This is a genomic window from Streptomyces sp. MMCC 100 (assembly GCF_041538145.2).
Lineage (GTDB): Bacteria > Actinomycetota > Actinomycetes > Streptomycetales > Streptomycetaceae > Streptomyces.
The window spans coordinates 7,303,117-7,317,953 of sequence record NZ_JBGORK020000001.1; the positions used below are offsets into that span (position 1 = coordinate 7,303,117).

The 14,837-nt window shown below is 69.6% G+C and carries 14 protein-coding genes; 2 read left to right on the forward strand and 12 right to left on the reverse strand.

What is annotated here, in order from left to right:
- Positions 1-14 precede the first annotated feature (14 nt).
- From nuoK to ABS735_RS33850, 11 genes are read right to left on the reverse strand one after another with little or no spacing between them, the layout of a single operon-like run.
- Positions 15-314: an NADH-quinone oxidoreductase subunit NuoK gene (gene nuoK / locus ABS735_RS33800; RefSeq protein ID WP_003974374.1), complete on the reverse strand. Its 300-nt coding sequence runs from the start codon at positions 312-314 to the stop codon at positions 15-17.
- A complete protein-coding gene (locus ABS735_RS33805) occupies positions 311-1,198 on the reverse strand; it encodes an NADH-quinone oxidoreductase subunit J (RefSeq protein ID WP_373901359.1) in 888 nt (295 codons plus the stop codon). The genes nuoK and ABS735_RS33805 overlap by 4 nt, the downstream gene beginning before the upstream one ends.
- Positions 1,195-1,863: an NADH-quinone oxidoreductase subunit NuoI gene (nuoI, locus tag ABS735_RS33810; RefSeq protein ID WP_373901358.1), complete on the reverse strand. Its 669-nt coding sequence runs from the start codon at positions 1,861-1,863 to the stop codon at positions 1,195-1,197. The genes ABS735_RS33805 and nuoI overlap by 4 nt, the downstream gene beginning before the upstream one ends.
- A complete protein-coding gene (gene nuoH / locus ABS735_RS33815) occupies positions 1,856-3,235 on the reverse strand; it encodes an NADH-quinone oxidoreductase subunit NuoH (protein ID WP_373901357.1) in 1,380 nt (459 codons plus the stop codon). The genes nuoI and nuoH overlap by 8 nt, the downstream gene beginning before the upstream one ends.
- Complete coding sequence (locus ABS735_RS33820) at positions 3,232-5,763, reverse strand: NADH-quinone oxidoreductase subunit G (RefSeq protein WP_373901356.1); 2,532 nt, start codon at positions 5,761-5,763, stop codon at positions 3,232-3,234. The genes nuoH and ABS735_RS33820 overlap by 4 nt, the downstream gene beginning before the upstream one ends.
- Complete coding sequence (nuoF, locus tag ABS735_RS33825; protein ID WP_171987339.1) at positions 5,760-7,109, reverse strand: NADH-quinone oxidoreductase subunit NuoF; 1,350 nt, start codon at positions 7,107-7,109, stop codon at positions 5,760-5,762. Before nuoF ends, ABS735_RS33820 begins: the two co-directional genes overlap by 4 nt.
- Positions 7,106-7,978, reverse strand: coding sequence for an NADH-quinone oxidoreductase subunit NuoE (gene nuoE, locus ABS735_RS33830; RefSeq protein ID WP_373901354.1), 873 nt, complete (start codon positions 7,976-7,978; stop codon positions 7,106-7,108). The genes nuoF and nuoE overlap by 4 nt, the downstream gene beginning before the upstream one ends.
- Entirely contained in the window at positions 7,975-9,297 is a 1,323-nt protein-coding gene (locus ABS735_RS33835) for an NADH-quinone oxidoreductase subunit D (RefSeq protein WP_373901353.1), read from the reverse strand. Before ABS735_RS33835 ends, nuoE begins: the two co-directional genes overlap by 4 nt.
- A complete protein-coding gene (locus ABS735_RS33840) occupies positions 9,294-10,049 on the reverse strand; it encodes an NADH-quinone oxidoreductase subunit C (protein WP_373901352.1) in 756 nt (251 codons plus the stop codon). Before ABS735_RS33840 ends, ABS735_RS33835 begins: the two co-directional genes overlap by 4 nt.
- Positions 10,046-10,600 (reverse strand): NuoB/complex I 20 kDa subunit family protein, encoded by a 555-nt coding sequence (locus tag ABS735_RS33845; RefSeq protein WP_030565381.1) that lies wholly within the window; start codon positions 10,598-10,600, stop codon positions 10,046-10,048. Before ABS735_RS33845 ends, ABS735_RS33840 begins: the two co-directional genes overlap by 4 nt.
- 12 nt (positions 10,601-10,612) lie before the next feature.
- Positions 10,613-10,972, reverse strand: a complete 360-nt coding sequence (locus tag ABS735_RS33850) for an NADH-quinone oxidoreductase subunit A (RefSeq protein ID WP_003974383.1) — start codon at positions 10,970-10,972, stop codon at positions 10,613-10,615.
- Between the two features lie 879 nt (positions 10,973-11,851).
- Here ABS735_RS33850 and ABS735_RS33855 point away from each other — a divergent pair.
- Both ABS735_RS33855 and def read left to right on the forward strand, forming a co-directional pair.
- Positions 11,852-12,685 carry a C40 family peptidase gene (locus ABS735_RS33855; RefSeq protein ID WP_373901351.1) on the forward strand — a complete coding sequence of 278 codons (834 nt, stop codon included), beginning with the start codon at positions 11,852-11,854 and terminating at the stop codon, positions 12,683-12,685.
- A 202-nt stretch (positions 12,686-12,887) separates the two neighbouring features.
- A complete protein-coding gene (gene def / locus ABS735_RS33860) occupies positions 12,888-13,544 on the forward strand; it encodes a peptide deformylase (protein WP_373901350.1) in 657 nt (218 codons plus the stop codon).
- Here the strand turns inward: def and ABS735_RS33865 are convergent, their stop codons facing one another.
- Positions 13,545-14,837, reverse strand: coding sequence for a geranylgeranyl reductase family protein (locus ABS735_RS33865; protein WP_373901349.1), 1,293 nt, complete (start codon positions 14,835-14,837; stop codon positions 13,545-13,547).

Consider the following 14,837-nt stretch of genomic DNA (forward strand, 5'->3'; position numbering starts at 1 on the left):
GATTCAGCGACCCCTCACAGCTTCATCAGGCTGGCGTCGTCGACCGAGGCCGAGTGGCGGGAACGGAACAGGGACACGATGATCGCGAGCCCGACCACGACCTCCGCGGCGGCGACGACCATCGTGAAGAAGGCGATGATCTGGCCGTCGAGATTGCCGTGCATCCGGGAGAAGGCGACGAACGCGAGGTTGCAGGCGTTGAGCATCAGCTCGATGCACATGAAGACCACGATCGCGTTGCGCCGGATCAGCACGCCGGTGGCGCCGATCGTGAACAACAGGGCCGCGAGGTAGAGGTAGTTGACGGGATTCACTTCGACGCCTCCTCGGACCTCTTGGAGTCGGACGGCCCGGAGTCGGGCCGACCGGATCCCGCCGGGCCGACCGCCTTGCGTTCCAGCCGTTCCTCGGCCCGCTGTTCCAGCGCCTTCAGGTCGTTCAGCGCCTCCATCGACACGTCACGGATCTGGCCCCGCTCGCGCAGCGTCTTGCTGACGGTCAGCTCGGAGGGGGTGCCGTCGGGCAGCAGACCCGCGATGTCGACCGCGTTGTGCCTGGCGTAGACACCGGGCGCGGGCAGCGGCGGCAGGTGCTTGCCGTCGCGGACGCGCTGCTCGGACAGCTCGCGCTGGGTCCGTGCGCGCTCGGTGCGCTCGCGGTGGGTGAGCACCATGGCGCCGACGGCGGCCGTGATGAGCAGGGCGCCGGTGATCTCGAAGGCGAAGACGTACTTGGTGAAGACGAGGGACGCGATGCCCTCCACGTTGCCGTTCGCATTGGCCTGGGCGAGGCCGGTGAACTCCGTGACGGAGGCGTTGCCGATGCCGGCGATCAGCAGGATGCCGAAGCCGAGCCCGGACAGCAGGGCCAGCCAGCGCTGGCCCTTGATGGTCTCCTTCAGCGAGTCCGCCGCGGTGACGCCGACGAGCATCACCACGAACAGGAACAGCATCATGATCGCGCCGGTGTAGACGACGATCTGCACGATGCCGAGGAAGTAGGCGCCGTTGGCGAGGTAGAACACCGCCAGGACGATCATGGTCCCGGCCAGGCACAGCGCGCTGTGCACGGCCTTCTTCATGAAGACGGTGCACAGGGCGCCGATCACCGCGACGGTGCCGAGGATCCAGAACTGGACGGCCTCTCCGGTGGAGGTGCCGGCGGAGAGAGTCGCCGCGGCGGCGAGCTGCGTGCTCATCGGCGGATCACCTCCTCCGACGCCGGTTCCGTCCCGCCGAAGGTCGAGTCGCCTTCCTGGACGACCTCCCCCTTGGAGTGGGCGACCTGCTGGACCGTGCCGGGCGCGGCCTCGGTCACCAGGCCGCGGTAGTAGTCCTGCTCGTCCGTGCCCGGGTAGATGGCGTGGGGCGAGTCGACCATGCCCTCCTCGAGGCCGGCGAGCAGTTGGTCCTTGGTGAAGATGAGGTTGGCGCGGCTGGAGTCGGCCAGTTCGAACTCGTTGGTCATCGTCAACGCGCGCGTGGGGCACGCCTCGATGCACAGGCCGCACAGGATGCAGCGGGCGTAGTTGATCTGGTAGACGCGGCCGTACCGCTCGCCCGGCGAGTAGCGCTCCTCGTCGGTGTTGTCCGCGCCCTCCACGTAGATGGCGTCGGCGGGACACGCCCAGGCGCACAGCTCGCAGCCGACGCACTTCTCCAGGCCGTCCGGATGGCGGTTGAGCTGGTGCCGTCCGTGGAAGCGCGGAGCAGTGGTCTTCTTCTGCTCCGGGTACTGCTCGGTCAGCCGCTTCTTGAACATGGCCTTGAAGGTCACGCCGAAGCCGGCCACGGGGTTCAGGAAACCGGGGTCGGTCCCCTTGTGCTCCATGTGTTCGTTGTGCTCCTTGTGTTCCTCAGCCATCGGACGCCTCCTTTCCATCCGTAGAACCGCCCACAGGTCCATCACTGTGAGTATCGGGCCCACCACTGACAATCAGCTCCCGCTCCCGGCGGGGACGGCGCCTCGGCACCGGCGGCACTGCCTGCCCGGGCATCGGCGGCACGGGGAATCCGCCGGCCATCGGGTCGAACGCGGCCTCGGCCTCGGCGGGCTGTTCGGCGGCCTTCGCGCCCTTGTCGCGGTACATGTCCACGAGGAAGGACAACAGCAGCAGGACCAGGACGCCGCCGCCGATGTAGAGGGCGATGTCGGAGAAGCCGTAGTTCTCGTTCCTGAGGGCCCGCACGGTCGCGACCAGCATCAGCCAGACCAGGGAGACCGGGATGAGGACCTTCCAGCCGAGCTTCATCAACTGGTCGTAGCGGACCCGGGGAAGGGTGCCGCGCAGCCAGATGAAGAAGAACAGCAGCAGCTGGACCTTGACCACGAACCAGAGCAGCGGCCACCAGCCGTGGTTGGCGCCCTCCCAGAAGGTGCTGATCGGCCAGGGGGCCCGCCAGCCGCCGAGGAACAGCGTGGTGGCAACCGCGGAGACCGTCACCATGTTCACGTACTCGGCGAGCATGAACATCGCGAACTTGATCGACGAGTACTCGGTGTTGAAGCCGCCCACCAGGTCGCCCTCGGACTCGGGCATGTCGAAGGGGGCGCGGTTGGTCTCGCCGACCATCGTGACGATGTAGAGGATGAAGGAGACCGGCAGCAGCACGATGTACCAGCGGTCGCTCTGCTGGGCGACGATCTCCGAGGTGGACATGGACCCGGAGTAGAGGAACACCGAGGCGAACGCGGCGCCCATCGCGATCTCGTAGGAGATCATCTGCGCGCAGGACCGCAGCCCGCCCAGCAGCGGGTAGGTCGATCCCGAGCTCCAGCCGGCGAGCACGATGCCGTAGATGCCGACCGAGGCGACCGCCAGGATGAACAGCATGGCGATCGGCAGGTCGGTCAGCTGCATGGCGGTGCGGTGGCCGAAGATCGAGACCTCGTTGCCGGCCGGACCGAAGGGGATCACGGCGATCGCCATGAAGGCAGGGATGGCCGCGACGACCGGCGCGAGGACGTACACCGCCTTGTCGGCGCGCTTGACGATGACGTCTTCCTTGAGCATCAGCTTGATGCCGTCGGCGAGCGACTGGAGCATGCCCCAGGGGCCGTGCCGGTTCGGGCCGATGCGCAACTGCATCCAGGCGACGACCTTGCGCTCCCACACGATGGAGAACAGCACGGTCACCATCAGGAAGGCGAAGCAGAAGACCGCCTTGATCACCACCAGCCACCAGGGGTCGGTGCCGAACATCGAGAGGTCTTCAGCGGCGAGGTACGGGCTCATGCCTCCACCTCCTTGGGGGCGGCGCCCGCGGGCGTCGCCGGACCGATGCGGACGAGGGTTCCGGGCAGTACTCCGGCGTCGGAGGCGACGCCGCTGCCGGCCGAGTTCAGCGGGAGCCAGACCACCCGGTCGGGCATCTCGGTGACCTGCAGCGGGAATTCGACGGCTCCGGCGGGTCCGGTCACGGCGAGGACGTCGCCGTCCTTGACGCCCGCCTCGGCGGCCGTGGCGGCCGACACGCGCGCGCGTGCGGCGTGCCGGGTGCCGGCGAGCGCCTCGTCGCCCTGCTGGAGCAGGCCCTGGTCGAGCAGCAGCCGGTGGCCGGCCAGTACGGCCTCTCCGGCGGCCGGCCGCGGCAGCGCGCTCGCGGTCTGCAGCGGCTCGCCGGCCCGCGGCCCGTCCCAGGAGCCGAGCCGGTCGATCTCCGCGCGCGTGGTGCGCAGATCGGGCAGGCCGAGGTGGACGTCCATGGCGTCGGCCAGCATCTGCAGGACGCGGGCGTCGGCGGGCGCGAGACGGCGGGTCATCTGGTCGGGCTTGAGCGCGGCCTCGAAGAAGCGCACCCTGCCCTCCCAGTTGAGGAAGGTGCCGGGCTTCTCGGCGACCGCGGCGACGGGCAGGACGACGTCGGCGCGTTCGGTGACCTCGCTGGGCCGCAGCTCCAGCGACACCACGAACCCTGCCTCGTCGAGTGCCGCACGCGCGCGCGTGGGGTCGGGCAGGTCGGCGACCTCGACGCCCGCCACGAGCAGCGCCTGGAGTTCGCCCCGGGCCGCGGCCTCGACGATCTCGCCGGTGTCGCGGCCGTAGCGGTGCGGAAGGTCGGCCAGGCCCCACAGCGCGGCGACCTCCTCACGCGCGCGGGGGTCGGTCGCCGGGCGTCCGCCGGGCAGCAGCGACGGCAGCGCGCCCGCCTCGATGGCGCCGCGCTCCCCGGCCCGGCGCGGGATCCACACCAGCCGGGCGCCGGTCGCCGCCGAGGTCCGTACGGCGGAGGTGAGGCCGCCGGCCACGGACGCCAGCCGTTCACCGACGACGATCACGGCGCCCTCGGCGCGAAGGGCCTCGGCCGCCTGGGCGCCGCCCTCTTCCAGCCCGACGCCGCTCGCGAGGGCGTCCAGCCACTCGGTCTCGGTGCCGGGAGCGGCGGGGAGCAGGGTGCCGCCCGCCTTCTCCAGGCCCCGCGTGGCGTGCGTGGCCAGCGAGAAGACCTTCTGCCCGTGCCTGCGCCAGGCCTTGCGCAGCCGCAGGAAGACGCCGGGCGCCTCCTCCTCGGCCTCGAAGCCGACCAGCAGGACGGCGGGCGCCTGCTCCAGCGACGTGTACGTGACGCCGGTGCCTCCCCCGGACTCCGTCCGGGAGGTGCCCCCAAGGTCACGGCCGCGTCCGGCGACGTGGGCGGCCAGGAAGTCGGCCTCCTCGGCGCTGTGCACGCGCGCGCGGAAGTCGATGTCGTTGGTGTCGAGCGCCACGCGCGCGAACTTGCTGTACGCGTAGGCGTCCTCGACGGTGAGCCGCCCGCCGGTCAGGACGCCGGTGCGGCCCCTGGAGGCGAGCAGCCCCTGCGCGGCGATCTGCAGCGCCTCCGGCCAGGAGGCCGGCTCCAGCTCGCCCTCGACGCCTCGCACCAGGGGCGTGGTGAGCCGGTCGCGCTGCTGGGCGTAGCGGAATCCGAAGCGCCCCTTGTCGCAGATCCACTCCTCGTTGACCTCGGGCTCGTTGGCCGCGAGGCGCCGCATGACCTTGCCGCGCCGGTGGTCGGTGCGGGTCGCGCAGCCGCCGGAGCAGTGCTCGCACACCGACGGCGAGGAGATCAGGTCGAAGGGCCGGGAGCGGAACCGGTACGCCGCCGAGGTCAGCGCGCCGACCGGGCAGATCTGGATGGTGTTGCCGGAGAAGTACGACTCGAAGGGGTCGCCCTCGCCGGTGCCGACCTGCTGGAGCGCGCCCCGCTCGATCAGCTCGATCATCGGGTCGCCCGCGACCTGGTTGGAGAAGCGGGTGCAGCGGGCGCACAGCACGCAGCGCTCGCGATCGAGCAGGACCTGCGTGGAGATCGGCACGGGCTTCTCGTAGGTCCGCTTCTTGCCCTCGAAGCGGGAGTCGGCCTGGCCGTGCGACATCGCCTGGTTCTGCAGGGGGCACTCGCCGCCCTTGTCGCAGACCGGGCAGTCCAGCGGGTGGTTGATGAGCAGCAGCTCCATCACACCGTGCTGGGCCTTCTCCGCGACCGGCGAGGTGAGCTGCGTCTTCACCACCATCCCGTCGGTGCAGGTGATGGTGCAGGACGCCATGGGCTTGCGCTGGCCCTCGACCTCGACGATGCACTGGCGGCAGGCGCCGGCCGGGTCGAGGAGGGGATGGTCGCAGAACCGGGGGATCTCGATGCCGAGCTGCTCGGCGGCCCGGATGACCAGGGTGCCCTTGGGCACGCTGATCTCGGCGCCGTCGATCGTCAGCGTGACGAGATCCTCCGGCGGGACCGCCGCTTCTCCCCCTCCCGAGGGAGCATTGGTGGTCACGGTCATGCCTTCACCTCCGTGCGGTCGGCCCAGGCCGTCGACTTGGCCGGGTCGAAGGGGCAGCCGCGGCCCGTGATGTGCTCCTCGTACTCCTCGCGGAAGTACTTGAGCGAGGAGAAGATCGGCGAGGCGGCACCGTCGCCGAGGGCGCAGAAGGACTTGCCGTTGATGTTGTCGGCGATGTCGTTCAGCTTGTCGAGGTCGGACATCTGTCCCTTGCCGGCCTCGATGTCGCGCAGCAACTGGACGAGCCAGTACGTGCCTTCGCGGCAGGGTGTGCACTTGCCGCAGGACTCGTGTGCGTAGAACTCGGTCCAGCGGGTGACGGCGCGCACGACGCAGGTCGTCTCGTCGAAGCACTGGAGCGCCTTGGTGCCGAGCATGGAACCGGCGGCGCCCACTCCTTCGTAGTCGAGGGGGACGTCGAGGTGCTCGTCGGTGAACATCGGCGTCGAGGAGCCGCCGGGCGTCCAGAACTTGAGGCGGTGGCCGGGCCGCATGCCGCCGCTCATGTCGAGGAGCTGGCGCAGCGTGATGCCGAGCGGGGCCTCGTACTGGCCGGGGCCCGCGACGTGGCCGCTGAGCGAGTAGAGCGTGAAGCCCGGGGACTTCTCGCTGCCCATCGACCTGAACCAGTCCTTGCCCTTGTTCAGGATCGCGGGAACCGACGCGATCGATTCGACGTTATTCACCACAGTCGGGCACGCGTAGAGGCCCGCGACGGCAGGAAAGGGGGGACGGAGCCGCGGTTGACCCCGGCGGCCTTCGAGCGAGTCGAGCAGTGCGGTCTCCTCACCGCAGATGTACGCGCCCGCGCCCGCGTGCACGGTGAGTGTGAGGTCGAGTCCGCTGCCCAGGATGTTCTCGCCGAGGAAGCCGGCCGCATAGGCCTCGCGCACGGCCTCGTGCAACCGCCGCAGCACTGGGACGACTTCACCACGCAGATAGATGAAGGCATGCGAAGACCTGATGGCGTAACACGCGATGACGATGCCCTCGATGAGGCTGTGCGGGTTCGCGAAGAGGAGCGGGATGTCCTTGCAGGTCCCCGGCTCCGATTCGTCGGCGTTGACAACTAGATAGTGAGGCTTGCCGTCCCCCTGAGGAATGAACTGCCACTTCATCCCCGTCGGGAACCCGGCACCGCCGCGTCCGCGCAGACCGGACTCCTTGACGTACGCGATCAGGTCGTCCGGCGCCATTGCCAGCGCCTTGCGGAGTCCCTCGTACCCCTCGTGCCTCCGGTAGACGTCGAGAGTCCACGACTCGTCCTCGTCCCAGAAGGCCGACAGCACGGGTGCGAGCAGCTTCTCCGGGCTGCTGCCCCTGATCTCGGCTGCCACGGTCATCACTCCCCCTCCTCGGCGGTAGGCCCTGCCGGGTGGGCCGGGTCGGATGCCGATGTGTCCTGCGGCGCGTCGTGCGAGCTGAGGTGTTCCGTCGGGGACGGGTCGTGCACGGCCCGGTCCTGCGACGCGTCGTGCGGTCCGCCGTCCCGCGGATGCACCACGCGCGCGGCGGGCGCCTCGCCCTTCGCCAGCTTCAGGCCGGCCAGGGAGGCGGGACCCGCGCTGCCGCCGGCCGCGACGGCGCCGTCCCGCTCGTCGGGGAAGCCCGCCAGGATCCGGGCGGTCTCCTTGAAGGTGCACAGCGGCGCACCGCGCGTGGGCGTCACCGGCCGTCCCGCGCGCAGGTCGTCGACGAGGGCCTTGACGCTCGCCGGGGTCTGGTTGTCGAAGAACTCCCAGTTGACCATCACGACCGGTGCGAAGTCGCAGGCCGCGTTGCACTCGATGTGCTCCAGGGTGACCTTGCCGTCCTCGGTGGTCTCGCCGTTGCCGACGCCGAGGTGGTCCTGGAGGGACTCGAAGATCGCGTCGCCGCCCATCACCGCGCACAGCGTGTTGGTGCACACGCCGACCTGGTAGTCGCCGCTCGGCCTGCGCCGGTACATGGTGTAGAAGGTGGCGACCGCGGTGACCTCGGCGGTGGTGAGGTCCAGCATGTCCGCGCAGAACTGCATCCCGGTGCGCGTGACGTGTCCCTCCTCCGACTGCACGAGGTGCAGCAACGGCAGGAGGGCGGACCGGGAGTCCGGGTAGCGGGCGATGACCTCGCGCGCGTCGGTCTCCAGCCGGGCCCGGACGTCGTCCGGGTAGGCGGGCGCGGGCAGTTCCGGCATGCCCAGGCTGACGCCCCGCTCCGAAGAAGAGGTGGTCACCGGTCGACGCCTCCCATCACGGGGTCGATGGACGCCACGGCGACGATGACGTCGGCGACCTGGCCGCCCTCGCACATCGCCGCCATGGCCTGCAGGTTGGTGAAGGACGGGTCGCGGAAGTGGACCCGGAAGGGGCGGGTGCCGCCGTCGGACACGACGTGCACCCCCAGCTCGCCCTTGGGCGACTCGACCGCCGTGTACGCCTGCCCCGGCGGCGCCCGGAAGCCCTCGGTGACCAGCTTGAAGTGGTGGATCAGGGCCTCCATGGAGGTGCCCATGATCTTCTTGATGTGGTCGAGGGAGTTGCCCAGTCCGTCCGGTCCCAGGGCGAGCTGGGCGGGCCAGGCGATCTTCTTGTCGGCGACCATGACCGGGCCGGGCTGGAGCCGGTCCAGGCACTGCTCGACGATCCGCAGGGACTGGCGCATCTCCTCCAGCCGGATCAGGAAGCGGCCGTAGGAGTCGCAGGTGTCGGCGGTCGGGACGTCGAAGTCGTACGTCTCGTAGCCGCAGTACGGCTGGGTCTTGCGCAGGTCGTGCGGGAGGCCGGTGGACCTGAGGACGGGGCCGGTGGCGCCGAGGGCCATGCAGCCGGCCAGGTCGAGGTAGCCGACGTCCTGCATGCGGGCCTTGAAGATGGGGTTCCCGGTGGCGAGCTTGTCGTACTCCGGGAGGTTCTTCTTCATCTTCTTCACGAACTCGCGGATCTGGTCCACCGCGCCCGGCGGCAGGTCCTGGGCGAGTCCGCCCGGGCGGATGTACGCGTGGTTCATCCTGAGGCCGGTGATCAGCTCGTAGATGTCGAGAATCAGTTCACGATCACGGAAGCCGTAGATCATGATCGTGGTGGCGCCCAGTTCCATGCCGCCGGTGGCGATGGCCACCAGGTGCGAGGAGAGCCGGTTCAGCTCCATCAGCAGGACCCGGATGATCGTGGCCCGGTCCGGGATCTGGTCCTCGATGCCGAGGAGCTTCTCGACGCCCAGGCAGTACGCCGCCTCGTTGAAGAACGGCGTCAGGTAGTCCATGCGCGTCACGAACGTGGTGCCCTGCGTCCAGTTCCGGTACTCGAGGTTCTTCTCGATGCCGGTGTGCAGGTAGCCGATGCCGCAGCGGGCCTCGGTGACCGTCTCGCCGTCGATCTCCAGGATGAGGCGGAGCACGCCGTGCGTGGACGGGTGCTGCGGGCCCATGTTGACGACGATGCGCTCGTCGTCGGCTCGGGCCGCGGACTGGACGACCTCGTCCCAGTCGCCGCCGGTGACCGTGTAGACGGTGCCTTCGGTCGTCTCCCTGGGGGAGGCGTGGGAAGTGCTCACGAGTACGACCTCCGCTGGTCCGGAGCCGGGATCTGGGCGCCCTTGTACTCGACGGGGATGCCGCCGAGGGGGTAGTCCTTGCGCTGCGGAAAGCCCTGCCAGTCGTCCGGCATCATGATCCGCGTCAGGGCCGGGTGATCGTCGAAGACGATGCCGAAGAAGTCGTACGTCTCGCGCTCGTGCCAGTCGTTCGTCGGGTAGACGGGGACCAGCGACGGGATGTGCGGGTCGCCGTCGGGCGCGCTGACTTCGAGGCGGATCAGCCGGTTGTGGGTGATCGAGCGCAGGTGGTAGACGGCGTGCAGCTCGCGGCCCTTGTCGTGCGGGTAGTGGACGCCGCTGACGCCGGTGCACAGCTCGAAACGCAGGGCCGGGTCGTCGCGCAGGGTGCGGGCGACACGGACCAGGTGCTCGCGCTCGATGTGGAAGGTCAGCTCGCCCCGGTCGACGACCGTCTTCTCGATGGCGTTGTCGGGCAGGAGCCCCTGCTCCTCCAGAGCGCCCTCGAGCTCGTCGGCGACCTCGTCGAACCAGCCGCCGTAGGGCCTGCTCGCCGGTCCGGGGAGCCGGACGGAGCGGACCAGGCCGCCGTAGCCGGAGGTGTCGCCGCCGTTGTTGGCGCCGAACATGCCGCGCTGGACGCGGATCTCCTCTCCGCCCTGGCCGCGCTGGCCGGGGAGGTTCTCCGCGGACAGGTCCTTCTCGGGGTTGACCTCGTTCGCGTCACCCGCGGTGTTGTTCGCGTCGCTCACCGCAGCAGCCCCTTCATCTCGATCGTGGGCAGGGCCTTGAGCGCCGCCTCCTCCGCCTCGCGGGCCGCTTCCTCGGCGTTCACACCGAGCTTGGAGCTCTGGATCTTCTGGTGGAGCTTGAGGATGGCGTCCAACAGCATCTCGGGCCGCGGCGGGCAGCCGGGGAGATAGATGTCGACGGGGACGACGTGGTCGACGCCCTGGACGATGGCGTAGTTGTTGAACATGCCGCCCGAGGAGGCGCAGACCCCCATGGAGATGACCCACTTCGGGTTCGGCATCTGGTCGTAGACCTGCCGCAGCACCGGCGCCATCTTCTGGCTCACCCGGCCGGCGACGATCATCAGGTCCGCCTGCCGCGGCGAGCCGCGGAAGACCTCCATGCCGAAGCGCGCCAGGTCGTAGCGGCCGGCGCCGGTGGTCATCATCTCGATGGCACAGCAGGCGAGGCCGAACGTGGCCGGAAAGACGGACGACTTGCGCACCCAGCCCGCGGCCTGCTCGACGGTGGTCAGCAGGAAGCCGCTCGGCAGTTTTTCTTCGAGTCCCATGTCAAAGGCCCCTCAGTCCCATTCCAGGCCGCCGCGCCGCCATACGTACGCGTACGCGACGAAGACGGTGAGCACGAAGAGCAGCATCTCCACGAGCCCGAAAATCCCCAGGGCGTCGAAGGTGACGGCCCAGGGGTAGAGGAAGACGATCTCGATATCGAAGATGATGAAGAGCATCGCCGTCAGGTAGTACTTGATGGGGAAGCGCCCGCCGCCGGCCGGCGTGGGGGTCGGCTCGATGCCGCACTCGTAGGCCTCGAGCTTCGCCCGGTTGTACCGCTTCGGACCGATCAGCGTGGCCATCACCACGGAGAAGATCGCAAAGCCTGCCCCGAGGGCTCCCAGTACGAGGATGGGCGCATACGCGTTCACCGCTCCTCGCTCCTCTCAGTCGGCACTGACTGCTGGCGGTTGCATCGGACTCACAGCCGCCCCAACAGCCCCACGAGCCCCGCCCGTCCCGACGAAGATCGCGAACATGTGAAGCAGGTCACAAGCCCAACTGCCTCGCATCCTATGCCCGACGCTCTGTGATCTGCGACACGGGGTATTGCACAAGCTTTGTGATCTCCACCACCTGACGAACGATCATGAAGTCGGATGAGCAGTGATCTTCACACAAGAAGCGTTCACCTGATCACCAGAGGTGACAATTTCGCTCGTCGTCGCTGGCCAGAGGAGTTGAGCGAGGAGCGTCTCAATATCAAGATGCTTCTCTTGCATGCAAATTGGCGCTGGACGCCTGCCCTTGATAGAGGAGGCGTTCACACATCAGAGGGAGGGCCGGGGGGCGATGTGGACACGTGCGCGCGTTCACGAGCGATTCGCGAGCGGCCGGAAGCGACCACCGGGCCGACCGTCGAGTCGACTGCCGGGTCGGCCGTCGAGTTGACCGTCGAGTCGACTGCCGGGTCGACCGTCGACTCGGCCGCCGGGTCGGCCGGGTCGGCCGGGTCGGCTCGCACGCGACGGACGCGCGCGTCGGGGTAACCGTTCCGTGACCTGTGCCACATTCATGAGAGGCGTCTGAGAACCGGGCTTGGCCAAGTGTCCCAACAAGTGGTAAGCGCGGGGCAATTCGGGCGTAACGATCAAACACCGTGATCACAGGCCGGTTACGGCCCGTCCGCAATGTCCGTTACGGCGTCAATAAAGAGCGACACGCCCGGGATTCGGCGGCCCGATTGAACAACTGTGGCGCAGCACACGTTTCTTGAAGGTATGGAGGAGCTACTGATACCGGTTGTCCCTATGTCCCACACCGCTCACATACGCAGCCACCGGAAGCCCCGCCGCAGCGCGTCGACAATCGCGATGCGGACCGGAGTTGCCGGTGGCGTCCTCAGCACCCTGGCAGTGGCCGGTGCGTCGGGGTCGGCCCACGCGGCCGAACCGGTGACGCAGACCCTCGAACTGCCCACCCTGACGGCCGACCTGGCCGCTCAGGTCGCCCAGTCCGCGGACGTCACGCAGCAGGCGGCCGCGAGCTACCAGCTGCAGGCCGAGCGTGACGCGGCGGCCGCCAAGGCCGCCAAGCAGGCCAAGGCGGACCTCGCCGAGGCCAAGAAGAAGGCCGCGGAAGCCAAGAAGAAGGCCGAGGAGGCCGCGCGCAAGGAGGCCGCCGAGCGCGCCTCGCGCAGCGCCGAGCGCGCCACTCTGAGCGCCTCCGCGGACGCCGGTTCCTCCACGGGCACGGACAGCAGCACCAGCACGTCCACGTCCACGGCCACCGGTTCGGCCGCCGCCGTCGTCTCCTTCGTGCAGGCCCAGGTCGGTAAGGCGTACGTCTCCGGCGCCACCGGCCCGTCCGCCTACGACTGCTCCGGTCTCGTGCAGGCCGCCTTCAAGCAGGTCGGCATCAGCCTGCCCCGCGTCTCCCAGGCGCAGTCGACGGCCGGCACCCAGGTCGGCCTGGACAACCTCCAGCCGGGCGACATCCTCTACTGGGGCGGCGCGGGCAGCGCGTACCACGTGGGCGTCTACGTCGGCGACGGCATGTTCGTCGGCGCGCAGAACTCCTCCACCGGTGTCGTCCAGAAGCCGCTGTCGTACGACCCGCCGAGCGGCGCGGTGCGGGTGCTGTAACCCGCTCCCCCACATCACGTACGACGCGGACACGTCCGCGCGGAGGGCCGCAGCCGCTCGGGGGCTGCGGCCCTCCGGGATCTCGCGGCTCTCCGGCGTCTCGCGGGCTCTCCGGGATCTCGCGGCTCTTTGGCGGCTCCTGGCATGCTCGGGCGCGGGCCGGTTCCCTCCGGCCCGTCCACGAGCCGAAGGAGAGAGCGTCATGCCGAGTGTGTTCGTACAGGGGCGGCCCACCGCCTCCTACCCCCCGTTCGCGCCCGAGGCCCGGCGTGGATCGGTGCGGCGCGTCACCGAGGTCGGCGAGGGGGTGCTGCACCGGCCGTGCCGGGACGTCACGGAGTTCGGCCCCGACCTCACCGCACTCATCGACGACATGTTCCGCACGATGTATGTCGCGGAGGGGGCCGGGCTGGCGGCCAATCAGGTCGGCGTCGACCTGCGCCTGTTCGTCTACGACTGCCCGGACGACGAAGGTGTCCGACATGTCGGGCACATCGTGAACCCGGTGCTGGAACCCCTCGACCCGGCCGCGCGGCGGCTGCTCGACGAGGGCGAGGGGTGCCTGTCGGTGCCGGGCGCCGTCATGGCCGTACCGCGCCCCGACCGTGCCGTCGTGCGGGGCCTGGACAAGGACGGCGCGCCACTCCTCGTCGAGGGGACCGGCTACTTCGCGCGCTGCCTGGCCCACGAGACCGACCACGTGAACGGACAGGTCTACCTGGACCGGCTCTCCGGCCGGGAACGGAAGGCGGCGCTGCGGCAGTCGGCGGACCGGCGCGAGGAGGTCTTCGCGCGCCGGGCCGCCAACGCCGCGGCCTTCGCCCGAGATCGGACTGCTGACGGCGCAACCGGCGCCTGATCAGGCCTTCGGTGCGACCTTGCTCAGTCCGTTGATGATGCGGTCCATCGCGTCGCCGCCCGTCGGGTCCGTCAGGTTGGCGAGCATCTTCAGGGTGAACTTCATCAGGACGGGGTGGGTGAGGCCGCGCTGGGTCGCGATCTGCATGACCTTCGGGTTGCCGATGAGCTTCACGAAGGCGCGGCCCAGCGTGTAGTAGCCGCCGTAGGTGTCCTTGAGGACGCGCGGGTAGCGCTGCAGGGCGACCTCGCGCTGGGCCGGCGTGGCCCGCGCGTGAGCCTGGACGACGACGTCGGCGGCGATCTGGCCGGACTCCATGGCGTAGGCGATGCCCTCGCCGTTGAAGGGGTTCACCAGGCCGCCGGCGTCGCCGACCAGAAGCAGGCCCTTGGTGTAGTGGGGCTGGCGGTTGAAGGCCATGGGCAGGGCGGCGCCGCGGATCGGGCCGGTCATGTTGTCCGGGGTGTAGCCCCAGTCCTCGGGCATGGACGCGCACCAGGCCTTGAGGATCTCGCGCCAGTCCAGCTCCTTGAAGGCGGCGGAGGTGTTGAGGACGCCGAGGCCGACGTTCGAGGTGCCGTCGCCCATACCGAAGATCCAGCCGTAGCCCGGCAGCAGGCGGTCCTGCGGGCCGCGCCGGTCCCAGAGTTCCAGCCAGGACTCCAGGTAGTCGTCGTCGTGGCGGGGCGAGGTGAAGTACGTGCGGACCGCGACGCCCATGGGACGGTCCTCGCGGCGGTGCAGGCCCATCGCCAGGGACAGCCGCGTGGAGTTGCCGTCGGCGGCCACGACCAGCGGCGCGTGGAAGGTGACCTCGCGCTTGTCCTCGCCCAGCTTGGCGTGCACGCCGGTGATGCGGCCGGTGCGGTCGTCGACGATCGGGGCGCCGACGTTGCAGCGCTCGTACAGCCGGGCGCCGGCCTTCTGGGCCTGCCGGGCGAGCTGCTCGTCGAAGTCGTCGCGCTTGCGGACGAGTCCGTAGTCGGGGAAGGAGGCCAGATCCGGCCAGTCCAGCTGGAGTCGGGAGCCGCCGCCGATGATGCGCAGGCCCTTGTTGCGCAGCCAGCCTGCTTCCTCGGAGATGTCGATGCCCATGGCGACGAGCTGTTTGACCGCGCGCGGGGTGAGGCCGTCACCGCAGACCTTCTCCCTGGGGAACGCGGTCTTCTCCAGGAGCAGGACGTCGAGTCCCGACCTGGCCAGGTGGTACGCGGTGGTGGAGCCGGCCGGCCCCGCGCCCACGACGATCACGTCGGCGGTGTTCTCGGAGAGCGGCTCAGTCTCGACGGTCAC